Annotated in this window: 21 protein-coding genes; 16 read left to right on the top strand and 5 right to left on the bottom strand. The window is 44.5% G+C overall.

Going from position 1 to position 22378, the window contains the following annotated elements; genetic code table 11:
- Positions 1-73 precede the first annotated feature (73 nt).
- From V1500_RS18640 to V1500_RS18610, 7 genes are all read left to right on the top strand, one after another.
- Positions 74-1357 (top strand): dihydrolipoamide acetyltransferase family protein, encoded by a 1284-nt coding sequence (locus tag V1500_RS18640; RefSeq protein WP_409301562.1) that lies wholly within the window; start codon positions 74-76, stop codon positions 1355-1357.
- A gap of 239 nt (positions 1358-1596) precedes the next feature.
- The gene (locus V1500_RS18635; RefSeq protein WP_409301560.1) at positions 1597-3480 is read left to right on the top strand and encodes a methylmalonyl-CoA mutase family protein; all 1884 of its coding nucleotides are present in this window, start codon (positions 1597-1599) and stop codon (positions 3478-3480) included.
- A complete protein-coding gene (scpA, locus tag V1500_RS18630) occupies positions 3467-5659 on the top strand; it encodes a methylmalonyl-CoA mutase (RefSeq protein WP_409301558.1) in 2193 nt (730 codons plus the stop codon). Before V1500_RS18635 ends, scpA begins: the two co-directional genes overlap by 14 nt.
- Positions 5659-6777, top strand: coding sequence for a methylmalonyl Co-A mutase-associated GTPase MeaB (gene meaB / locus V1500_RS18625; protein WP_409301557.1), 1119 nt, complete (start codon positions 5659-5661; stop codon positions 6775-6777). The genes scpA and meaB overlap by 1 nt, the downstream gene beginning before the upstream one ends.
- Positions 6778-7000: 223 nt before the next feature.
- Positions 7001-7438: a BrxA/BrxB family bacilliredoxin gene (locus tag V1500_RS18620; RefSeq protein ID WP_409301555.1), complete on the top strand. Its 438-nt coding sequence runs from the start codon at positions 7001-7003 to the stop codon at positions 7436-7438.
- Between the two features lie 64 nt (positions 7439-7502).
- Complete coding sequence (locus tag V1500_RS18615; protein ID WP_409306041.1) at positions 7503-8471, top strand: aromatic acid exporter family protein; 969 nt, start codon at positions 7503-7505, stop codon at positions 8469-8471.
- Positions 8472-8520: 49 nt separating this feature from the next.
- Complete coding sequence (locus tag V1500_RS18610; protein ID WP_409301554.1) at positions 8521-9030, top strand: L,D-transpeptidase; 510 nt, start codon at positions 8521-8523, stop codon at positions 9028-9030.
- 173 nt (positions 9031-9203) lie between these two features.
- Here the strand turns inward: V1500_RS18610 and prli42 are convergent, their stop codons facing one another.
- Positions 9204-9299 carry a stressosome-associated protein Prli42 gene (gene prli42 / locus V1500_RS18605; RefSeq protein ID WP_409301552.1) on the bottom strand — a complete coding sequence of 32 codons (96 nt, stop codon included), beginning with the start codon at positions 9297-9299 and terminating at the stop codon, positions 9204-9206.
- 188 nt (positions 9300-9487) lie between these two features.
- On the opposite strand from prli42, the gene mce reads away from it, so the two are divergent.
- From mce to gndA, 5 genes are all read left to right on the top strand, one after another.
- A complete protein-coding gene (gene mce, locus V1500_RS18600; protein WP_409301550.1) occupies positions 9488-9910 on the top strand; it encodes a methylmalonyl-CoA epimerase in 423 nt (140 codons plus the stop codon).
- Positions 9907-11457 carry an acyl-CoA carboxylase subunit beta gene (locus tag V1500_RS18595; RefSeq protein WP_409301549.1) on the top strand — a complete coding sequence of 517 codons (1551 nt, stop codon included), beginning with the start codon at positions 9907-9909 and terminating at the stop codon, positions 11455-11457. Before mce ends, V1500_RS18595 begins: the two co-directional genes overlap by 4 nt.
- Positions 11458-11543: 86 nt before the next feature.
- Complete coding sequence (locus V1500_RS18590) at positions 11544-12665, top strand: tripeptidase T (protein ID WP_409301547.1); 1122 nt, start codon at positions 11544-11546, stop codon at positions 12663-12665.
- 244 nt (positions 12666-12909) lie between these two features.
- Entirely contained in the window at positions 12910-14178 is a 1269-nt protein-coding gene (locus V1500_RS18585; protein ID WP_409301545.1) for a DNA polymerase IV, read from the top strand.
- Positions 14179-14280: 102 nt separating this feature from the next.
- Positions 14281-15693 carry an NADP-dependent phosphogluconate dehydrogenase gene (gndA, locus tag V1500_RS18580; RefSeq protein WP_409301543.1) on the top strand — a complete coding sequence of 471 codons (1413 nt, stop codon included), beginning with the start codon at positions 14281-14283 and terminating at the stop codon, positions 15691-15693.
- A 486-nt stretch (positions 15694-16179) separates the two neighbouring features.
- Here gndA and V1500_RS18575 read toward each other — a convergent pair whose 3' ends face one another.
- Together V1500_RS18575 and zwf are read right to left on the bottom strand one after the other, a co-directional pair.
- Entirely contained in the window at positions 16180-16392 is a 213-nt protein-coding gene (locus V1500_RS18575; protein WP_409301542.1) for a hypothetical protein, read from the bottom strand.
- Between the two features lie 107 nt (positions 16393-16499).
- Entirely contained in the window at positions 16500-17999 is a 1500-nt protein-coding gene (gene zwf, locus V1500_RS18570) for a glucose-6-phosphate dehydrogenase (RefSeq protein WP_409301540.1), read from the bottom strand.
- A 186-nt stretch (positions 18000-18185) separates the two neighbouring features.
- Here zwf and V1500_RS18565 point away from each other — a divergent pair, with 186 nt between their 5' ends.
- The 4 genes from V1500_RS18565 to V1500_RS18550 all read left to right on the top strand — a co-directional run bounded on the left by V1500_RS18565 (position 18186) and on the right by V1500_RS18550 (position 19754).
- Positions 18186-18311: a hypothetical protein gene (locus tag V1500_RS18565; RefSeq protein ID WP_409301538.1), complete on the top strand. Its 126-nt coding sequence runs from the start codon at positions 18186-18188 to the stop codon at positions 18309-18311.
- A 20-nt stretch (positions 18312-18331) separates the two neighbouring features.
- Complete coding sequence (gene rnz, locus V1500_RS18560) at positions 18332-19276, top strand: ribonuclease Z (RefSeq protein WP_409301537.1); 945 nt, start codon at positions 18332-18334, stop codon at positions 19274-19276.
- Positions 19273-19398, top strand: coding sequence for a hypothetical protein (locus V1500_RS18555; RefSeq protein WP_409301535.1), 126 nt, complete (start codon positions 19273-19275; stop codon positions 19396-19398). The genes rnz and V1500_RS18555 overlap by 4 nt, the downstream gene beginning before the upstream one ends.
- A gap of 119 nt (positions 19399-19517) precedes the next feature.
- The gene (locus V1500_RS18550; RefSeq protein WP_409301534.1) at positions 19518-19754 is read left to right on the top strand and encodes a hypothetical protein; all 237 of its coding nucleotides are present in this window, start codon (positions 19518-19520) and stop codon (positions 19752-19754) included.
- A gap of 142 nt (positions 19755-19896) precedes the next feature.
- Here V1500_RS18550 and namA read toward each other — a convergent pair whose 3' ends face one another.
- On the bottom strand, positions 19897-20913 hold the full coding sequence (gene namA, locus V1500_RS18545) for an NADPH dehydrogenase NamA (RefSeq protein ID WP_409301532.1): 1017 nt from the start codon (positions 20911-20913) through the stop codon (positions 19897-19899).
- A gap of 93 nt (positions 20914-21006) precedes the next feature.
- Positions 21007-21861, bottom strand: a complete 855-nt coding sequence (gene proC / locus V1500_RS18540; protein ID WP_409301531.1) for a pyrroline-5-carboxylate reductase — start codon at positions 21859-21861, stop codon at positions 21007-21009.
- Positions 21862-22378 lie beyond the last annotated feature (517 nt).

Genomic DNA, 22378 nt, shown 5'->3' with positions numbered 1-22378 from the left:
GTTATAGCTGCGGAACCAGCTGTGCGGCTTAATCCGCATCTAGCCGCATCAATTTTATAAGGAGGTCTTCATATTGGCAATCGAGCAAATGAAAATGCCCCAGCTTGGTGAAAGTGTGACTGAAGGAACAATTACCAGATGGCTTGTACAACCTGGTGACCATGTTAATAAATATGACCCGATTGCAGAGGTCATGACAGATAAAGTGAATGCGGAAGTCCCTTCTTCTTTCACGGGGACAATCAAGGAATTGTTGGCGAAAGAGGATGAGACTCTGGAGGTTGGAGAGGCTATTTGTACCATAGAAACAGACGGGGATATTTCCGGCCCGAAATCAGACCTGGAAGCTTCCTCTTCTGGGCTGGCAGCTGTTCAAGAGCCAGAGGAGCGAAGGGGCGAAAATGGAAAGAAAGCCAGATTCTCGCCGGCGGTTTTGAAAATATCACAGCAGCATGGAATCGATCTCAACCAGGTAACAGGTACCGGCCGTGAAGGCAGAATCACAAGGAAGGACCTGCTGAAACTTGTGGAATCTGGAAACATTCCGAAAGCCGGGCAGAAACAACATGATACAAAGCTCCAGGGAATGCAAGATAGGGAAGCGGCTCCGGTTTTAGCGCCTAATAATGCAGGGCCGGTATCGATGCCTGCCGCAGCGGGGGATATTGAAATACCAGTTTCCCCAGTGAGGAAGGCCATTGCTGCAAATATGCTTCGCAGCAAGCACGAGGCGCCGCATGCTTGGACAATGGTTGAGGCTGATGCAACTAATCTTGTGGCATATAGGGATGCATTAAAAACGGATTTTAAGCAAAAGGAAGGCTATAACCTAACTTATTTTGCTTTTTTCGTAAAGGCAGTGGCACAGGCTTTAAAGGAATTTCCGCAGATCAATTCCATGTGGGCAGGCGATAAAATCATTCAGAAGAAAGATATTAATATTTCCATAGCGGTCGCTACCGAGGATGCCCTTTTCGTTCCTGTTATAAGAAATGCCGATGAAAAGTCGATCAAGGGAATCGCCAGGGAGATACATGAGCTTGCAGAAAAGGTTCGTTCGGGGAAATTAAAATCCGAAGAAATGCAGGGCGGCACCTTTACAGTCAATAATACGGGATCATTCGGATCTGTTCAGTCGATGGGGATTATTAATTATCCTCAAGCGGCAATCCTGCAGGTAGAATCAATCGTGAAACGGCCGGTAATCATCGACAATATGATAGCGGTCCGCGATATGGTCAACCTCTGCATGTCGCTCGACCATAGGGTATTGGATGGGCTGATTTGCGGCCGATTTTTGGCCAGGGTTAAGGACATTGTCGAAAAGACTTCTGTTGAGAACACCGCCATATATTGAGGAAAAGCACCGGCTTTAGCTGGTGTTTTTGTCTGTCTGCGGCCAATAGCCTCAAAACAACGGCATTTTGGCAGGGGTGGATGCAATCGATTATGTTTGCACGTTTTCCTGTTATTCTCTAAAATATAATTTAGAATCTTATGTAATTTCAAATTAGTCGAGGGGAGGATAGCTTTCGACCGAGAGGGCAGCGTCATACGAAGATGATCGAAGCCGTACTTCTAAAAGAAAGCGCTGACATGAAGTTTGAGGATGTAAAAAAACAAAGCTTTCCGACTGTTTCCATCGAAGAATGGAAGGAAGCCGCCGAAAGCAGTATGAAAGGGAAAAGCGTTGCCTCACTTGTAACAGATACATATGAGGGAATTACTCTCCATCCGCTTTATATTGATGAAGATCGATTAATGGAACAATATCCAGGTCAATTTCCTTTTACAAGGGGCATTTATAAGAACGGATATATGGAAAGGCCCTGGAGGATATGCCAGCCTGTATCCGGGGAAGATGGCAGCGCTGCGAATCGGAACATGCATGCTGCCTTATCAAGGGGCCAGGATGTAATAACCTTTTCGGAGAAATTGCTGCTAACACCAGCCGAAGAACTTTTTAAAGAACTCAATTTAGAGGAACTGCCTATTTTCATAGATACAAACGGAAAATGGAAGGAGTTTACGTCATCTTTTCTTGAATATTGTCAAAAGCAAAACATCTCAAAAGAAGAAATTAAAGGAGCTTTAGCGGAGGATCCGATTGCGGGCTGGGCGGAAAAGGGGCTGCTGCCTGAGGAGACAGATATATTCTTTGACGGATGGTTTAATGATTTGAAAGAAAAGGCAGCAGAACTGCCTCGTGTCAGATTCATACTTATTAAAGCTGAATCCTATCATAATGCTGGAGCCGATGCGGTCCAAGAGCTGGCATATAGTTTAGCAGAGGCTGTACAGTATTTGGAGGAAGGAAAAAGGAATGGGCAGAGTATAGAAGACCTGGCTCGCAGCATGATATTTTCATATGCCATTGACTCCATGTTTTTTCTCAACATTGCAAAATTAAGGGCTGGGAGAAGATTATTCGCCCTGCTGGCACAGGCCTACGAGGTAGATCCTGAAGCGTTTAAAATGGAGATCCATGCTGTAACATCAAGTCTTATGGAAACCTTATTCGATAAGCATGTGAATATTTTAAGGGCAGCCAATGCTGCTTTTTCCGCAGCCTTGGCAGGAATCCAATACTTGCAGGTAAGGCCCTTTGACAGTCAAACGGAGCAGGCCAGCAGCCTTGGGGAACGGCTTGCGAGAAATACGCAGCTCATCCTTAAAGAAGAAACCCATATTACCAGGGTCACAGATCCGGCAGGCGGATCATGGTATGTAGAAGATTTGACAGATGAACTGGCAGATAGGGCCTGGAAGCTGTTTGTAGAAATACAAAATGCAGGCGGCATACTGGCCATCCTGAAGAACGGGTCCCTGCAGCATGAAGTTGACAAGGTTTACAGTAAAAGACTTAAGAATGCGGCAGAGCGAAAAGCCAGCATCATTGGAACGAATGTATATGCAAACCTTGCCGAACAGATCGAATCGTCTCCAGCCTTTAAAGCAGAAACTCGCAACGCTGAAGGTGAATGTATGGCTATCCCTCCTCTTAAAAGCAGGAGGATAGCAGAAGAATATGAGTCACTGCGTCTTCAGGCAATTAACTATAAAAAGCAGACCGGTGAATTCCCTAAAATCGGTATCGTAAATGTAGGGAAACTCAAAGCCTATAAACAGCGGATGGATTTTATAAGAGCAATGGCTGCAGCGGGAGGCGTCGATACATTGGAAAGCCCTGGATGCCTGAGCCTGGGAGAGGTACTTGATTTCATCAAAAATCATCCGCTGCCAGTTTACTGCCTTTGCGGAAGTGATGAAGAGTATTCTGAAACTGCCAAATCCATAGTGGAAGCTATTAAAACACAGCTGCCGGGGTGCAAAGTATATCTTGCAGGACAACAGCCAGACAGTCTTACAGAACAGTTAACAGAGGCAGGAGTCTCCGATTTTATTTCTATCAAAAAAAATGCCGTTGTTTGGCTTAGGAATTTGATGCAGGATCTGGAGGTAACAAATGAGAACACCTGATTTCGCAAGTATTAATCCTTCACGGCAGCATAATGGCCTTTCGGCAGATACACAGAAACATAGAAACAGCACAATAACACAGGATACAATTGAAGCCATGCTGTTCGAAACCAACGAAGGCATAAAAGTCAAATCTCTATATACAGCCAAGGATATTGATGGCCTCGAACATATGGGCGGCATGCCCGGAATTGCCCCCTTCACAAGAGGTCCATATCCGACGATGTATGTAAACCGTCCCTGGACTGTACGGCAATATGCCGGGTTTTCCACCGCCGAGGAATCAAACGCTTTTTATCGCAGGAATTTGGCGATGGGCCAGAGAGGCTTGTCGGTTGCGTTCGATCTGGCTACGCACAGAGGGTACGATTCCGATCATCCCCGGGTGGTAGGGGACGTTGGCAAAGCAGGAGTGGCGATAGACTCCATCCTGGACATGAAGACGCTTTTCGAGAGTATTCCACTAGATCAAATGTCGGTTTCCATGACCATGAATGGAGCGGTGTTACCGATTTTAGCATTCTATATAGTCACAGCGGAGGAGCAGGGGGTGACTCAGGATAAGCTATCAGGCACCATTCAAAATGATATTCTAAAAGAGTACATGGTCCGTAACACATATATCTATCCACCAGAAATGTCGATGAAGATAATTGCTGACATTTTTGAATATACGGCAAAATATATGCCGAAATTCAACAGCATCAGCATTTCTGGGTATCATATGCAGGAAGCAGGGGCTCCAGCGGATATTGAGCTGGCGTATACGCTGGCAGACGGACTTGAATACGTCAGGACAGGGCTAAAGGCGGGCATACCGGTTGATTCCTTCGCTCCGAGATTGTCTTTTTTCTGGGCGATAGGGATGAATTACTTCATGGAAGTTGCAAAGATGAGGGCAGCCAGGTTTATTTGGGCAAAACTCATGAAACAGTTCGATCCAAAAAACTCAAAGTCACTGGCTCTTAGGACACATTCCCAAACATCGGGATGGAGCCTTTCAGAGCAGGATCCCTTCAATAATGTTGTTCGGACGCTTTACGAGGCACATGCAGCTGCACTTGGACATACACAATCCCTACATACCAATGCACTGGATGAGGCCATAGCCTTGCCGACTGATTTCTCTGCAAGAATCGCACGGAACACACAGCTTTACCTGCAGGAGGAAACAGGAATCACCAAGGTAATTGATCCATGGGCAGGCTCATATTACGTGGAGACACTGACAAATGAGCTGATTGACCGTGCCTGGATGCATATGGAGGAAATAGAAGGGCTTGGAGGCATGGCAAAGGCTATCGAAACAGGCCTGCCGAAAATGCGTATTGAAGAAGCAGCAGCAAGGCGTCAGGCCCAGATTGATTCCAGAGCTGAAACCATTGTTGGTGTAAATAAGTATAGGCTAGATAAGGAAGACCCATTGGAAATACTGGAGATTGATAATACAGCTGTGAGGCAGAGCCAAATAGAGAAGCTTCGGACACTTAAGGAAACACGAAGCCAGGAAGCAGTAGATACCGCTCTCTCGGCACTTTCTGATGCGGCTGTATCCGGCAGAGGCAACCTTCTTGAACTGGCCGTACAGGCTGCCAGGGCCAGGGCCACTCTTGGCGAGATTTCAGATGCTATTGAATCAGCATCTGGTAGGCATAAAGCTACCATCAGGTCTGTCAGCGGTGTATACAGTTCAGCCTATTCAGAAAATGAGGAGATTGAAGAGGTCAGGTCAATGACGGCCCAATTCCTTGAAAATGAAGGAAGGCGGCCGCGGCTGCTTATGGCAAAGCTTGGGCAGGATGGCCACGACCGCGGAGCCAAGGTTGTGTCGACTGCTTTTGCAGATTTAGGTTTTGATGTTGATATCGGTCCGCTCTTCCAAACTCCTGAGGAAACTGCCCTTCAGGCTGTGGAGAATGATGTCCATGTAATAGGGATGAGTTCATTGGCAGGAGGACACAAAACACTGCTTCCACAGTTAATTTCCGAGCTGAAAAGGCTGGAGAGGGAAGATATCCTGGTGATTATTGGCGGCGTCATTCCCGCGCAGGATTATGATTATCTGTATGAAAATGGAGCTGCAGCAATTTTTGGGCCGGGAACCATCATTCCGCAATCAGCCAAAATTGTACTGACAGAAATATATAAAAGGCTAGGCTATGAGGAAGTGTCTGAGTAATGGCTGAAGGAAAAAGACCTGAGTGGGCTGACGACAATGACACGGAACATTTCGCTTCCTTTGTAAGAGAAGGCTCTGTCCCCGAGAAAGGGAAGGCACCTAATCAAAAGGCCAGGTTTATCAGGAAAGAAAAAGGCATACTTGATCTTGATGATCTTCAAAAGGGTTTGGTTTCCGGGGACCGGGCAAAGCTTGCGAGAGCGATCACCCTTATAGAGAGTAATGCCGACCGCCATATGATCCAGGCGCAGGAGCTGTTGCAATCTGTTCTTCCTTCTACAGGAAATTCTATCAGGATTGGCATTTCGGGAGTTCCAGGAGCAGGCAAGAGCACTTTCATCGAGACATTTGGAATTTTCCTCTGTTCGCTGGGCTACAAGGTGGCCGTCTTGGCAGTCGACCCCAGTTCTACCCTTAACGGAGGCAGCATTCTTGGGGATAAGACGAGAATGGAAAAGCTTGCGCGCCACCCTCAGGCATTCATACGCCCATCGCCGTCAGGAGGAACGCTGGGAGGCGTCCATCGAAAAACGCGAGAAACCATGCTGCTATGTGAAGCAGCAGGTTTTGACGTAATACTTGTGGAAACAGTCGGGGTGGGACAAAGTGAAGCAATTGTCAGAGGTATGGTGGATTTCTTTATGCTGCTGGTATTGACAGGTGCAGGGGACGAGATTCAAGGCATGAAGAAGGGGATTATGGAACTGGTAGACCTCATTGTTGTAAATAAGGCAGATGGCGACAATGAAATGCTTGCCAAGAAAACAAGCAAAGAATATACACGCTTTCTCCATTTTCTTCAGCCCGCAACAAGGGGATGGCCTCCCCAGGCAACCTGCTGTTCCTCAATCAACGGCAATGGTATCAGGGAGATTTGGGAAATCACCACTGAATTTTCCAAAATGACTAAAGAAAATGGGATCTACCAAGAAAGACGAAGGTTGCAACTGAAAGATTGGCTATACTCCCTAATCAATGAACAGCTGCAAAAAACGTTTTTCAACGATGGAACAGTAAAGAATCTGCTGCCGATCCTTGAAAACCAGGTAATGGCCGGAAAAAAGACAGTAACAAAGGCTGTTCAGGAATCTTTTGCAGAATTTTTATCACACCGCTAACATATAGAGTGACTCACTTTTCGCAGGAAAAAAAATAGGGATAGCAGGGGAGCCTGCTATCCATTCTAGGGAGTTAGGGGTATGGTTCTAGATGTATTGTTATCATTCCCATCGTGCCGTTTTGATAAACATAAATTTATAATGTTCCTAAATGATTGAAACCATTTTGCGCAATTGATATTATGTATATTGTAGAACTTATTTTGGAAGGAGCATTGTTTCCATGAGTATGGATTTTAACTTTTTAATGAATGATGTGGTTAGCCAGGCTCGCAAAGAGATCACGGCTGCTGGATATAATGAATTAAAGACCCCGGAAGAAGTGGAAGAGGCGTTCTCTAAGGAAGGAACCACCCTTGTCATGATAAATTCTGTGTGCGGCTGTGCCGGTGGCATTGCCAGACCAGCTGCGGCTCATTCCGTTCACTATGACAAGCGTCCTGACAATCTTGTGACTGTTTTTGCAGGGCAGGATAAAGCTGCTACTGAAAGGGCACGTGAATATTTTGAAGGCTATCCGCCATCTTCCCCATCATTTGCGTTATTAAAGGACGGAAAGTTTCTTACAATGGTTGAGAGGCATGAAATTGAAGGCCATGATCCAATGTCGGTAATCAATAAGCTTCAAACTTATTTCGATCAATATTGCGAGGAAATTTAAACCCGAATTATTTTCGGGTTTTTTTATTAATGGCATTTGGATTTGAAAAAAAAGGGTGAGAAATATATTTAGAATCGGATATCGAACGATCAAGACAGCGCTGGGAACAGCTCTGGCAATTATCATTGCGCAATTTTTCGACCTGCACAATTTTCCATCTGCGGGCATAATAGCCATATTATGTATACAGGTCACCAAGAAAAAATCATTGAGCGCTTCCTGGTCCCGTTTCCAGGCCTGTATATTGGCAATGGGGTTTTCAGCTGTTCTCTTTGAACTGCTGGCATACAATCCCATTGTCATCGGACTTCTCCTATTATTGTTTATACCTACGACAGTCATGTTAAAAATTAATGAAGGCATTGTGACCAGCAGTGTGATCATCCTGCACTTATATTCGGCAGGGGATATTACATGGAAACTCCTTATGAATGAAACGGCCCTCATCATCATCGGTATCGGAGTTGCGCTCATCATGAATCTGTATATGCCAAGCCTGGAAAATAAACTAGTTGAATATCAAATCCGGATAGAGAAAAACTTCAGCATTATTTTAATGGAGATCGTCAATTATCTTCGGACTGACAACAGTGATTGGGATGGCAAGGAAATTACGGACACGAATAAACTCCTGTCGGAAGCGAAATCACTGGCATTCCGGGATGTGGAGAACCACTTCCTCCGCGATGAGAATATCTACTATCATTACTTTACCATGAGGGAAAAACAGTTTGAGATTATTGAAAGAATCCTACAGCTTGTTACGAACATTCCTGCTAAGGTTAAGCAAAGCAGCCTTCTTGCTGACTTTATTGAAAAATTAAGCCAAAATGTCCATCCCCAAAATACAGCTATTGTCTACTTAAAACAGCTTGAAGAACTAAAGGCAGACTATAGGGAAATGGAGCTTCCAAGCACAAGGGAAGAATTCGAGTCACGTGCGGCGCTGCTCCAGCTGGTAAAGGAAATGGAAGAATACCTGAAGCTCAAGCATTCCTTCAAAGGAATACCAGTCAAAAACAAGGGGAATTAAAACTCTGCTGCCTGCAAACACTAAGGGAAAACACCAAAGGTGGATCTGCATGAAGATTTTGGTATCCTTGCTGCTTGCCTTTTCTATTTCTTACTTCTTTCCGGATGCGCCCAGGGTAAATCCCGGCGAGCCTCTAATTATCGTGAACAAAGCAAATAATAAGCTTGCATTCATCCAGGGCAATAAGGTGCAGAAAGTAGTGTCTGCAGGTACGGGGCGCAGCAATGAATTGACCCCGGAAGGATTTTTCACTGTTAAGGTAAAAGCTGTAAATCCTTATTTCCGCAAGCAAAATATACCTGGTGGCGACCCAAGAAACCCTCTGGGCACACGCTGGATTGGTTTTGATGCCCTCGGTACGGACGGAAGGATTTATGGCATACACGGTACGAACCAGCCATGGACAGTAGGAAGATATATATCAAATGGATGTGTAAGGCTGCAGAACAAAGATGTGGAACGATTATATGCCAAAGTTAAGATTGGAACAAAGGTACTGATCACAAGATCAAACAAAAGCTTTGAATTGATGGCCAGAGAATACGGCGCAATAAAATAGTAAGAGGCAGGAATGGGATGATCACTCCTGCCTTTTTACTATTTGAGGCTTGTTCATTTTCTTTTAAATCTTTCCTGGTAAATACCGAGCCATACTGCCTAATGCCGCCAGTGGTGCTAATAAATAGGTTGTAAGCTCTTCTTTCTTGAAGGAAGTATACAAGTATCAGATTACTATAATAGAAACGCTGCTCCTGATAAGAGGGTCGTTAACAGCATGGATATCAGCATTATATAGATTATGATCTTATTTAAACGTTTATTTCTCATAACTCTCTCCTCTATTAGGATTCATTAGTTTAATTGTACCGTGTACATTATGTCCGGACAAGCGATTTTTTATTTTGGAAGATTAGTCATCGGTATGATTAAGAAATTGGTGCGGAAGGATTTTTGCGGATATTTGTAGAATATTGTTATGGTTCAATAATTATGCGCAAGCAGACGGAGGCGTTTTTATGATTAAAGATATCAATCATATAGGAATAGCCGTGAATTCATTGGAGGAAGCCCTGCCCTTATATACTGACGTGTATCAAATGAAGCTCGAGGGATTGGAGACAGTGGAAAGCCAGGGAGTACGGGTGGCTTTCGTCTCGGCGGGAAATGTTAAGCTGGAATTGTTGGAAGCGGTTACTAAAGATAGCCCGATTGCCAAGTTCATCGAAAAACGAGGGCAGGGGGTCCACCATATTGCATTGGGTGTCCAAGATATCAAAGATAGGATCCAGGAATTGAAAGAAAAGGGTCTGAGAATGATAGATCAGGAGCCAAGAGTCGGAGCACATGGAGCAGAAATTGCATTTCTTCACCCTAAAACAACATCAGGGATTTTGTTCGAACTTTGTGAGCCGAAGCATGTAGAGGGGGAATCCTTATGACAGATATTTATGAGAAAATTAATGAGTTATATGACAGGCGCAGGGAAGTTGAGTTAGGCGGCGGAGATGAAAGAATTGATAAGCAGCATGAGAAGGGGAAGCTAACTGCAAGGGAAAGGATTGAACTGCTGGTCGATGAGGGAAGCTTCATCGAGCTGAATCCTTTCATTGAACATCGCAGCCGGGATTTCGGGCTTGACGGAGTGAAGGGTCCCGGGGATGGCGTGGTCACGGGTTATGGAAAAGTAAACGGAAAACCCATTTATTTATTCTCACAGGACTTCACAGTGTTTGGCGGGGCTCTTGGAGAAATGCATGCCAAGAAAATAGCCAATGTTATGGATCTTGCAGCCAAAAATGGAGCCCCGTTTATCGGGCTCAATGATTCAGGAGGTGCACGCATCCAGGAAGGAGTTGTTTCCCTGGATGGATATGGGCATATTTTTTATCGAAATGCCATTTACTCAGGGGTTATTCCGCAAATATCCGTCATAATGGGACCATGTGCAGGGGGAGCGGTGTATTCACCTGCGATTACGGATTTTGTCTTCATGGTAGAAAAGACAAGTCAAATGTTTATTACTGGTCCAAAAGTGATTGAAACGGTAACAGGCGAAAAAATAAGCTCTGAGGACCTGGGCGGGGCACAGGTGCATAATAGCATCAGCGGCAATGCCCATTTCCGCGGCCAAACGGAAGAAGAAGTTATTGGCATGGTTAGGATGCTTTTAAGCTACCTGCCGCAAAATAATGAAGAAAAGCCGGAGCGTCTGGAGGCTGATCATGAAGATGATTACCGCGCTGACTTAACGGATGCAATTCCATTCGATGGGTTGCGACCTTACGATGTCCGGACTGTGGTAAATGAAATTGTGGATGCCGGCACTTTTATGGAAGTACAAAAGGATTTTGCGAAAAACATTGTTGTCGGCTTTGCCCGGATAAAGGGGGACTCTGTTGGACTCGTGTGCAACCAGCCTAAAAATATGGCCGGTGGGCTCGATATAGACTCATCAGACAAGGCAGCAAGATTCATTCGTTTCTGTGATTCGTTCAATATTCCGATTATAACGTTTGAGGATGTATCGGGATTTTTTCCAGGGGTTAAACAGGAGCACGGCGGCATTATCCGCCATGGAGCCAAAATTTTATATGCCTATTCTGAAGCTACTGTCCCTAAGCTTACAGTTATTTTACGAAAGGCTTATGGCGGTGCCTATGTTGCATTAAACAGCAAGTCGATCGGAGCTGACCTCGTGTTTGCCTGGCCCAATGCAGAAATAGCGGTAATGGGGCCGCAGGGAGCAGCGAACATCATTTTTGCACGGGAAATTCAGAACAGCCCGAATCCAGAGGAGACGAGAGCACAAAAAATTGAAGAATACCGCCAAAAATTTGCCAACCCATATGTGGCAGCGAGCCAGGGGATGGTAGATGACGTCATTGATCCCCGGGAAACAAGGATTAAACTTATTCAAGCGCTTGACATGCTGCGTAACAAAAAGGAATCACGGCCATTTAAAAAGCATGGAAACATTCCCTTGTAGAAATATCAGGCCGAATCAGAAATTTGCCCGGCCGCATTCTGAAGGGGTATACTTATAACCGTACATATAACTTGGAGGTTTTATAATTGATCAACGAACAGCGATTAGTCGACGAATTTATGGAATTAGTCCAAATCGATTCTGAAACAAAACACGAGGCTGAAATTGCAAAAGTCCTGAAACAAAAATTTTCAGATCTTGGTGTGGATGTTTTTGAAGATGATACTGCTTCAGAAACTGGTCATGGCGCTGGAAACCTGGTCTGCACGCTAAAAGGGACAGTCGATACAGCTGATACGATTTATTTTACATCTCACATGGATACGGTAGTGCCTGGTAAAGGAATTAAGCCGTCCATTAAGGATGGATATGTAGTTTCTGATGGAACAACGATCCTTGGTGCTGATGATAAAGCCGGACTTGCTGTCATGCTGGAGGTCATCCGAGTCCTGAAAGAGCAGAATATTTCACATGGTACCATTGAATTTATCATCACGGTCGGCGAAGAGTCAGGGCTGGTTGGAGCCAAGGCACTTGACCGTTCGTTAGTGACTGCCAAATACGGTTATGCCCTTGACAGTGACGGTAAGGTTGGAAACATTGTTGTTGCTGCCCCTACACAGGCCAAAGTTAATGCATACATTCACGGCAAGACAGCACATGCAGGTGTCGCACCTGAAAAAGGGGTTTCAGCCATCACAATTGCTTCAAAGGCAATCTCCCGTATGCCGTTAGGAAGAATTGACAGTGAAACCACTGCCAATATAGGCCGTTTTGAAGGCGGAACACAAACCAATATCGTTTGTGACTACGTAGAAATCTTTGCTGAAGCACGGTCATTGATTCCTGAGAAGATGGAAGAGCAGGCTGCCAGAATGAAAGAAGCTTTCGAAACAGCTGCTGTCGAAATGGGAGGCCGGGCAGAGGTTGAAATAAAGGTAATGTATCCCGGCTTTAAGTATGGAGCAGGAGACCATGTGGTGGAAGTAGCAAGAAGAGCAGCCGACAAGATCGGCCGCCCGTCTGAACTGCAGCAAAGCGGGGGCGGCAGCGATGCAAACATAATTGCTGGCTTCGGCATCCCTACCGTAAATCTTGCCGTGGGATATGAAGAAATCCACACTACAAATGAAAGAATGCCGCTTGAAGAGCTATCCAAGCTTGCAGAGATGGTGATTGCGATTATCGGGGAGGTAGCGGGCCAATAAAAATAAAGCTTGGCTTAGGGAGGCGCACTGCAGCTATTGAATAATCCAATCAAAATACAGTCATCTTATAGATGGCTGTATTTTCTTTTAGAGCACTTTAGATAGTTTGATATCCCTTATATATCCCGGATTCATTCCGACTGGCCGCAAGCCCTGTACAACCAGCCGGACAATATGGGCTAAAAAGTGTAAGCAGGAACAAGTTTTGTTACAATAAAGGAATAAGCAAGGGTGGTGGGTAACAGTGAATGGCATGTATCCGAAAAATGGCAGGGTCATTCTACATGTGGATATGAATAGCTTTTATGCCTCCGTTGAAATGGCGTATGATCCCTCATTAAAAGGAAAGCCGCTTGCGATTGCTGGCAATGTGGAAGAACGCAGGGGAATTATCGTAACCTGCAGCTATGAAGCCAGGAAATTTGGGGTAAAAACGACTATGCCAATCTGGCAGGCAAAAAAACTCTGTCCACAGCTCATAATCCGAAAGCCGAATTTCGATAGGTACCGAAAAGCCTCCCTTGCGATATTCGATTTACTAAGGACATATACCGATTGCATAGAGCCTGTTTCTATCGATGAGGGCTACCTCGACATCTCTGGCTGTGCACATTTAGGGTCGCCGCTGGAAATTGCCAAAAGTATCCAGGCTAGGATCTATGAAACAATGGACCTGCCCTGCAGCATAGGTATTGCCCCTAATAAATTCCTGGCCAAAACAGCTTCTGATATGAAGAAACCTTTGGGAATCACCATTTTAAGAAAAAGGGATGTTCCGAATTTATTATGGTCCCTTGGAGTCGGCGACATGCATGGAATCGGCGCTAAAACGGCCGAAAAACTGGAGAAGATCGGGATACTCACCATAGGCGACCTTGCGGCTGCAAACGATGTTCAACTTAGGAATGTCCTCGGCATAAATGGCATTCGTTTAAAAGAAAGGGCCAATGGAATTGATAAAAGGCCTGTCGATCCCGAGTCCATTTTTGATTACAAAAGTGTCGGCAATTCTACGACTTTGCCGCACGATTCCTCTAATCAAAAAGAGCTTATTGACACATTAAAACAGCTTTCAGAAAAGGTTGCCGTCCGGCTCAAAAATAAAGGACTCCTGGGACAAAAAATTGGTGTTACAATCCGTTACAAGGATAGAACGACTATAACAAGGAGCAGAATAGCCGAGAATCCCTTTTCCAGTGTCACGGAAATTCATGACTTAGCAAACTCATTATTCTTAAAAAATTGGAATGGCGAAGCAATCAGACTGTTAGGAGTAACTGCGTTCGATGTTGTGGAGAGAGAGTCTGCATTTAAGCAGCTCGATTTGTTTTCCTTTCATGACGATGCGGCAAAGGAACCTTTAATCAAAGCGGTCGATCATCTGAAAGTCAAATATGGGCCGGAGATCATCCAAAAAGGGGTTAAAGCTGAGACTGCTTCGGGAGCGGACACAAGCTTCAGCAAGGATTTTTTTGATAACTATTCTTTAAAGGATAGCAGACTGCAAGACTGAAATTGTCGGATCATCTCCTTTTAAGTGCATTTGTGTGTTACGTCTGAGTAAACAAATCCTTAATAAGAGGTTTTCAAATAAAAAGTGAAAGGAAGAATAAAAATGGCAAAACAGCAAATTGGTGTAATTGGACTGGCAGTCATGGGAAAGAACCTTGCTTTCAACATTGAAAGCCGCGGCTATTCTATTTCTGTCTTCAACCGTTCTAGAGAGAAAACAGATGAAATGATGCGCGAAGCGGAGGGAAAGAATATTGTTCCGGCGTATAACCTGGAGGAATTTGTCCAATCCCTGGAAAAGCCGCGCAAGGTTTTATTGATGGTTAAGGCGGGAAAACCTACCGATGCCACGATTGAGCAATTAAAGCCTTTGCTTGAACAGGGAGACATCGTTATTGATGGAGGAAATACATTTTTTAAGGATACTCAGCGCCGTAACGAAGAGCTGCAACAGCTGGGAATCCATTTTATAGGCACTGGCGTGTCCGGGGGAGAGGAAGGAGCGCTTACAGGTCCATCAATCATGCCTGGAGGACAGCGTGAGGCGTATGAACTTGTAGCCCCTATTTTAAAGGATATCTCGGCTAAGGTAGACGGTGAACCTTGCTGTACATACATTGGCCCTAATGGAGCCGGCCATTACGTAAAGATGGTTCATAATGGGATAGAATATGGGGATATGCAGCTAATCTCTGAGTCCTATTTCCTTTTGAAAAACCTGCTGGGACTGAATGCAGAAGAATTGCATGAGGTTTTCGCAGAATGGAATAAAGGAGAGCTCGACAGCTATTTAATAGAAATTACAGCAGATATCTTCAAAAAGTATGACCCAGAAACAGGGAAACCAATGGTTGATGTCATCTTGGACAAGGCGGGCCAAAAGGGAACTGGAAAATGGACAAGCCAGAGTGCGCTTGACCTGGGAGTCCCTCTGCCAATCATCACTGAATCAGTATTCGCCAGATTTATTTCAGCTTTGAAAGAGGAACGTGTTGAAGCAAACAGGATTTTAACTGGACCTGAGACATCCCCGTTCCAGGGTGATAAGCAGGAGTTCATAGAAAATATCAGGAGAGCTTTATATCTGAGCAAGATTTGCTCTTACGCACAAGGATTTGCCCAAATGAGATCGGCTTCACAGGAATACGGCTGGGATTTGAATTACGGAGAAATCGCTATGATTTTCCGCGGGGGCTGCATTATTCGTGCACAATTCCTGCAAAAGATTAAAGATGCCTACGATAGAAACGGAAACCTGAACAACCTGCTCCTGGATGAGTACTTTAAAGGAATAGCTGACCAGTATCAATCAGCCCTTCGTGAAGTGATTGCTGCAGCAGTCATGAACGGTATTCCTGTACCATGCTTCTCTGCTGCTCTTGCTTATTATGACAGCTACCGGACAGAAACCCTTCCTGCCAACCTGATTCAGGCGCAGCGCGATTATTTCGGGGCACATACTTATCAGCGGATAGACAAAGACGGTACGTTCCATACTGAATGGATGGAAAAATAATTAAAACGGCGTCGGCGTATTTTCCTGTTCATTTTTTACAACACAGTTTGACAGGCATACACGAACAGTAAATATGATTTGCCACACAGATGTTTCATAAACCGAAAAAATAAAACACCCCCTAAACTGCCAATTTGGCTTCGGTTTGGGGGTGTTTTTTTTCAATCAATTGTACTAACTGGATTAAATAAACGAGAGCAGAAGAATAGCGGCCACACTAATAAAAGGGGGCAGCAATTTGCTGTAAAACGACAGACTGGATGCGGCTTTTTACAGCAATCGGGAAGATACGTCCGGAATTTATCAAGTTTGGTTTATATCTTCATAATATAGGGTATATGCAAAACAGATATTATGTCTAATAACTTTTGAGCAGGTTCCTTCAATACATGCCAGCTGAATAATATGGTTATACGCCTGGATACATTTCAATATATATTCATAGAATTACTAGTGCGATGCGTTTTTGACTAATAAAAGTCAAATTCAACCATACATACCATCTATATAAGAACCAGGAAATGCTTTCGAAAGTAAAAAGGAGAGGTCTTGAATGCTTGTGATATGGGTGCTGATATGTGTATTTCTTTTACTGGCATTGTTTGAAACAGGGGTATCATACTGGCTGAATGACAACTCTGCCCCTTCTGAGACGAAAGTAAAAAGTGATAAAGTGCTGGCCATAAAAAACAGATTCATAAAAAGGGGTGCCTCCTGACCAGATAGCACGATTATACATAAACACACTTAAAAGCTCCCTTGGTAACTAACAAAAAAGCTCAGCCTTTTTCAAGGCTGAGCTTTTTTTAGCAATCCTGCAGGTCAAGATTTTCCACAGGCCACCAGAAATGGCCGTCCTCTGCAAGGAGATAATCTGCGCATTTTGGTCCGGTAGTGCCAGCCGGATAATTAGGGAATGTTTCATCTTTTGTGTTTTCCCAAACCTCAGATATTGTATCGACAAATTTCCATGAAAGCGCTACTTCATCCCAATGGGTGAAGTTTGTGGCATCTCCGCGCATGCTATCAAACAATAGTTTTTCATACGCTTCAGGAGTATTCAGGCTGTCCACGCCCTTGTTGGAGTAAGACAATTGAATAGGTGTAGACTTCACACCGTTTCCTGTCTTTTTGGCATTGAGAAGGAGGGTGATTCCTTCATCTGGCTGGATATGGATTACAAGGAGGTTCGGATGCAGTGTTTCGCCCGTCTTGTAGTATAGATTCATAGGTATATCCTTAAACTGTACCACGATATATGTTGATTTAACATCCATTCTTTTTCCTGTACGGATATAGAACGGCACACCAGCCCAGCGGAAGTTATCAATCATTAACTTACCAGCTACATATGTTTCTGTATTTGAATTTGGGTCAACCATAGGTTCTGTTCTGTATGCAGGGACTTCTTTTTCATTCACTGTACCGGCATCATATTGACCCCTTACAAAATAGTTGCCCACTTCTTCCTTGGACATAGGGCGAAGGGAACGGAGTGCGCGCACTTTTTCACTGCGGATTTCATCAGTTGTTAATTTAATCGGCGGTTCCATCGCAAGAAGAGCAACCATCTGCATCATATGATTCTGCAGCATATCACGCAGTGCCCCGCTTTTTTCATAGTACCGTCCGCGTTCTTCCACACCAAGAATCTCACTGGAGGTAACCTGGATATTAGAAATATAGCGGCTGTTCCACAATGGTTCAAACAATGCGTTAGCAAAACGGATGACCTCAATGTTTTGTACCATTTCCTTGCCGAGATAATGGTCAATCCGGTAAATTTCATCTTCTGCAAATGCAGTCCTAATCCGTTCGTTTAATTCAAGCGCCGATTCAAAGCTATGGCCAAAAGGCTTTTCGATCACAAGACGCTTATAGCCTTGAGTATCTGTAAGACCTTGCTCTTTTACTTGTTCTGCGATGGTACCAAAAAATTCAGGAGCCATAGCCAGGTAGAAAATACGGTTGCCTTGAAGTTCATAGTGGCTGTCGAGCCGGTCGCAAATCCCTTTTAACTGTATGTAAGATTCTGAACTAGAAACGTCATGAGAATGATAATAAAAATGGGATACGAATTCATCAATATTTTCTTTGGCGTCTGTAAATGTGGTGATGGAGTCTTTCACATTTTCCTGGAACTCCTGGTTCGTTAATGGGCGGCGCGCGACACCTACTACCGCAAATTTGTCGATACTATTTTTTTGGAATAATCTATATAGGGAAGGGAAAAGCTTCCGCTTGGCTAAATCGCCCGTGGCTCCAAAAATCATGATTAATGCAGTTGGTTTATTGTTTTGTTCCAAAGTCAGGACCTCACTTTTCTATTTGATCACTCTTGATGTTCACTATTTTGGCATACCCATCAAATACAAATTGTAAGGTTTGTTGGGCTGGAACGCAAACGTATTGCGTTATACCTTGTTATTCTTTTTCAAAGAATATCATTATATTCTTTGTGAGTAAAATAATCGGATTGGGGACTGTGTTGGATGGAATTACACAAATCCGCTGCGTCTAACGAATACAAGGGACCGGGATGGTCCTTCCGGCTAAGCGGCGACATTTATGCTATAGTTAAGACAGGAATTTTCATCCTGGGCAAACCAGGAGATTAAAAGTGTACGGAGGTTTTTGTGTGGATTTAATATTTTTAGGGACAGGTGCAGCAGTTCCGGCTAAAGCGAGGAACGTATCTTCTATAGCGCTGCAGCTGCTGGAAGAACGGGGAACAAGCTGGTTGTTTGATTGTGGAGAAGCCTCTCAGCATCAGATTCTTAGGACTCCCGTAAAACCCGGGAAAATAGAAAAGATCTTTATAACGCACTTACATGGGGATCATATTTTTGGACTGCCGGGACTGCTAGGAAGCCGTTCTTTCCAGGGGGGCACGGATGAGCTTACAGTTTATGGGCCAAAGGGGATTAAAGAGTACATTCAAACCAGTTTGAAGGTAAGCGGGACTCATTTAAGATACAAATTATCCATTATGGAAATAAAACAGGGTACGGTCTTTGAAGATGAACAGTTTATTGTATCAGCACTTCCGCTTGAACATGGCATATACACTATTGGATATCGGATTGCTGAAAGGGAGCGGCCAGGGCGTCTTCTTGTGGAGAAGCTGAAGGATGAAGGGGTTAAACCAGGACCGCATTTCAAAGCTTTAAAGAGCGGAGAAACCATTACACTGGAAGACGGACGTGTACTGAATGGGGGCGATTACCTTGACAGGCCAAAAAGAGGCCGGGTGATCGCAATCCTTGGTGATACCCGGCCCTGTGAAAATGCCGTTCAGCTTGCAAGGGATGCAGACTATCTTGTACATGAAGCTACATTTTCTGAAAATGAAACACAGATGGCCTACAGCTACTTTCATTCCACTACGGCTCAGGCTGCCCAAATTGCAAAAGACGCCAACGCTGCAAAGCTGATTCTCACACATATCAGTTCCCGCTATACATTGGAGGATTCCCAGGCCCTTCAAAAGGAGAGTGCCGCCATTTTTCCTGAAACGGTCGTCGCCCACGATTTAATGAGGGTTAAGATTCCTCTTTATGTAGACGGGAGGCTGGAAGAATGAAACGCTTATATCTCATTCGGCATGCACTGGCCAAAGGTCAGCCGGCCATTTCTCTCCTTACTGCTCTTGGAAAACAGCAGTCTGTAAATCTTGCTGAATTCTTTATGGGCACCGAAGGTTGATAAAGTCTATTCGACCCGTTTAAAGGGCGCTGGATACAATTCAGCCATTATCCACAACCACATCGCTTCCTGTCATGAATGATATAAGGCTTGCAGAAAGAATGATGAGCGAAAGGTCATTGGATAATTTGCAGGAGGTCCTGCGCAGCTCTTTTGATGATCTGGATTTAATCATCGAGGGCGGAGAGTCAAATCGCCCGGGAATGGCGCGGGCGGCACAGTTTCTTGATGATGTTAAAAGCCTGCCGAAATCTATCCTTGTCGCAGGCACGCATGGCAATCTTCTCACTCTTCTCTTAAAGCTTTTAGATGATTCCCATGGGCTTCGAACAATTGATGGCGATGACCAATCCTGATGTATTTGAAATAGTGCTGGACGGGCAGGCCAGCCGTATAGTAAGAATATGGGGGTATGAAAATAGCATCCGATTTTTTGTCGGATGCTATTTTCATACAGATATTATTCTTGCAAAAGCCTGATAACCTGCTGCTAGTCTGCTACCAGGCTCTGTGGTATTGGATGGGTCCTTCCACTTCACCTCGGACTTCCTGCGCTGCAGTCCTTGCCCAGTATGGATTTCTAAGCAATTCACGTCCAATAAATACTAAATCGGCACGATCGTTTTGGAGAATCTCCTCCGCCTGAACTCCTGTTGTGATTAAGCCAACGGCGCCTGTATGGATGCGGGCCCCATGCTTGATGGTCTCACTTAACGGAACCTGGTAGCCTGGATAAGGCCTGATAGATGCAGGAACCACAGCACCGGAACTAACATCAATCAAATCCACCCCGTCTTCCTTCATCCATTTTGCCATTTCTGTGTATTTCTCGGCTGTCATGCCGTCTTCCTGATAATCATGCGCGGATATTCTGACAAATAGCGGACCATCCCAAACCTCTTTGACAGATATTATGACCTCTTTTAAGAAGCGATAGCGATTTTCGGAACTGCCGCCATACTCATCCGTTCTTTTGTTGCTAAGTGGCGAAAGGAATTCATTGATCAGGTATCCATGAGCGCCATGAAGTTCGATTATATCAAACCCGGCATTTTTAGCGCGGATGGCACCTATTTGGAACGCTTTGATGGTCTCTTCAATATCCTGCTTTGTCATTTCCCGTGGAGTTTTATATTTCTCGTTGAAAGCGATGGAGGAAGGTGCTATGATTTCTTCCTTTACTTCGGATTTTCTTCCTGCGTGTGCCAGCTTGATTCCCGTTTTGGATCCGTGTTCTTTCATTAAGTTCACCAGTTCCCTCAATCCCTGGACATGGTCATCGCTCCATATGCCAAGGTCATTTGGGGAAATCCTTCCCTGGGCGGTAACTGCTGTGGCTTCGACAATAATCAGTCCTACCTGACCAACTGCCCGGCTCGTATAATGGGTTCTATGCCAATTTTGTACTATGCCGTCTTCTTCAGGGCATGAGTACTGGCACATTGGCGACATCACAATTCTATTTTTTAATGTGACATTTTTAACGGTATAGGGTGACAATAGCTTAGCACTCACAAGATTCATCTCCTCGGAAACTAGAATTTTTATCCAAGGATAGTATAGCAATGGAGTGGGAACAAAATCCAAAGCTTTGACTTGCGTGATAGGTTATGCATTTTTTTTGATGGCTTTTGGCTGCAGCATCTCGCTGCTGATTTGCATTCCCATACGCTGAGACTGCAGTGCTGCTTCCTGTATGCACGAGATCAGGGCTTCCTTGACACCATGTGCTTCCAATACCTTTATGCCAGCTTCAGTCGTCCCTCCAGGCGATGTAACCTCTTTCCGAAGCGTGGCAGGTGTCTTTTCCGTCCGGTTCAGCATTTCAGCCGCCCCAATCAATGTTTGGATTATGAGCTGTTTTGAGGTGGCTTTATCCAGGCCAAGACTTTCTGATGATTTCTCCATTGCTTCAACCAGATAATAAATATAAGCAGGACCGCTTCCGGATAGACCAGTTACGCCATCCAAATGATGCTCATCCACAACGGTTGCTAAGCCGATGGTATCGAATAATCTTTTTGCCAGTTCCAGTTGGCTTTGATCGGTATATTTATTCGCAGCAATCGCCGTGGCGGATTTTCCAACAGCAGCAGATGTGTTCGGCATGGCCCTCACAATAGCCATTTCTTTCTGCAAAACTTCCTCAAGGCTTTTTGTACTTACTCCCGCTGCGACAGAGATGAATAACATGTGTTCCTGGATATAGGGATGGATCGTATTCATTGCTGCGAGTACATCTTTCGGTTTTACAGCTAATAAGACAACGTCGGCTCCTTCAAGAAGTTCATCCAGTGCTGTGCAAATATTTATTTTGTACTGCCGTTTTAGCTTGGCAAGGCGGTCCTGATTGTTTCTGTTCCTAACATATATTTGGCTCGGGGTGACAACACCCCCGGTTATCAATCCTGATATAATGGCTTCAGCCATTGAACCCGCACCAATAAATGCGATTTTTTTCATGATTATCCCCTCCTTGATCAGTAATGATGTATTTGCGCATCGAATTAGGAAATTATCCACCCGTTAAATGTGAAACGAACGGCAATAAAAACAAAAAGGCCCTTCATCCGTAAAGGACGAAAGGCCATGCTTCCGTGGTACCACCTTTGTTCATCTTCAGTTTTTGCCGGAAGATGCAGCTTTAGATCCGTTATCGCCGAATTTACGTCAGGTTGTCCTGAAGGCTCATAAGGTAGGTTCAATACAATAGAGGACGGTGAAGCTTTTCAGCCGGAGGGCTTCACTCTCTTTCGCCATATGGTATTTACTGGCCTTACTCAAGTGCCGAAATGTTAAATTACTAGTGATTATGTGGCATGGACAGGCCTTTTGTCAACCTCTTTTTGCAGGGGAATTTCTGTAAATAGAAGATTAATTATGTGAAAATAATGACATTTTATTTTGGAAGAGGTAATATAAAAATGTGAATGAGCATTCATTTTATAGTGTGTATGCCTTTTTTATGAATCAATCAAAA

The sequence above is a fragment of the Peribacillus sedimenti genome, assembly GCF_046237635.1.
Classification (GTDB): Bacteria; Bacillota; Bacilli; order Bacillales; family DSM-1321; genus Peribacillus; species Peribacillus sedimenti.
This window is presented reverse-complemented; position numbering and strand designations above follow the sequence as displayed.

Bases quoted from the DNA above. Each gene is read 5' to 3' on its own strand.
- V1500_RS18635 (WP_409301560.1), top strand. From the start codon at position 1,597: ATGAAGTTTGAGGATGTAAAAAAACAAAGCTTTCCGACTGTTTCCATC.
- scpA (WP_409301558.1), top strand. From the start codon at position 3,467: ATGAGAACACCTGATTTCGCAAGTATTAATCCTTCACGGCAGCATAAT.
- meaB (WP_409301557.1), top strand. From the start codon at position 5,659: ATGGCTGAAGGAAAAAGACCTGAGTGGGCTGACGACAATGACACGGAA.
- V1500_RS18620 (WP_409301555.1), top strand. From the start codon at position 7,001: ATGAGTATGGATTTTAACTTTTTAATGAATGATGTGGTTAGCCAGGCT.
- V1500_RS18610 (WP_409301554.1), top strand. From the start codon at position 8,521: ATGAAGATTTTGGTATCCTTGCTGCTTGCCTTTTCTATTTCTTACTTC.
- prli42 (WP_409301552.1), bottom strand. From the start codon at position 9,299: ATGAGAAATAAACGTTTAAATAAGATCATAATCTATATAATGCTGATA.
- mce (WP_409301550.1), top strand. From the start codon at position 9,488: ATGATTAAAGATATCAATCATATAGGAATAGCCGTGAATTCATTGGAG.
- V1500_RS18595 (WP_409301549.1), top strand. From the start codon at position 9,907: ATGACAGATATTTATGAGAAAATTAATGAGTTATATGACAGGCGCAGG.
- gndA (WP_409301543.1), top strand. From the start codon at position 14,281: ATGGCAAAACAGCAAATTGGTGTAATTGGACTGGCAGTCATGGGAAAG.
- V1500_RS18575 (WP_409301542.1), bottom strand. From the start codon at position 16,392: ATGAATCTGTTTTTTATGGCCAGCACTTTATCACTTTTTACTTTCGTC.
- V1500_RS18565 (WP_409301538.1), top strand. From the start codon at position 18,186: ATGGAATTACACAAATCCGCTGCGTCTAACGAATACAAGGGACCGGGA.
- V1500_RS18555 (WP_409301535.1), top strand. From the start codon at position 19,273: ATGAAACGCTTATATCTCATTCGGCATGCACTGGCCAAAGGTCAGCCG.
- proC (WP_409301531.1), bottom strand. From the start codon at position 21,861: ATGAAAAAAATCGCATTTATTGGTGCGGGTTCAATGGCTGAAGCCATT.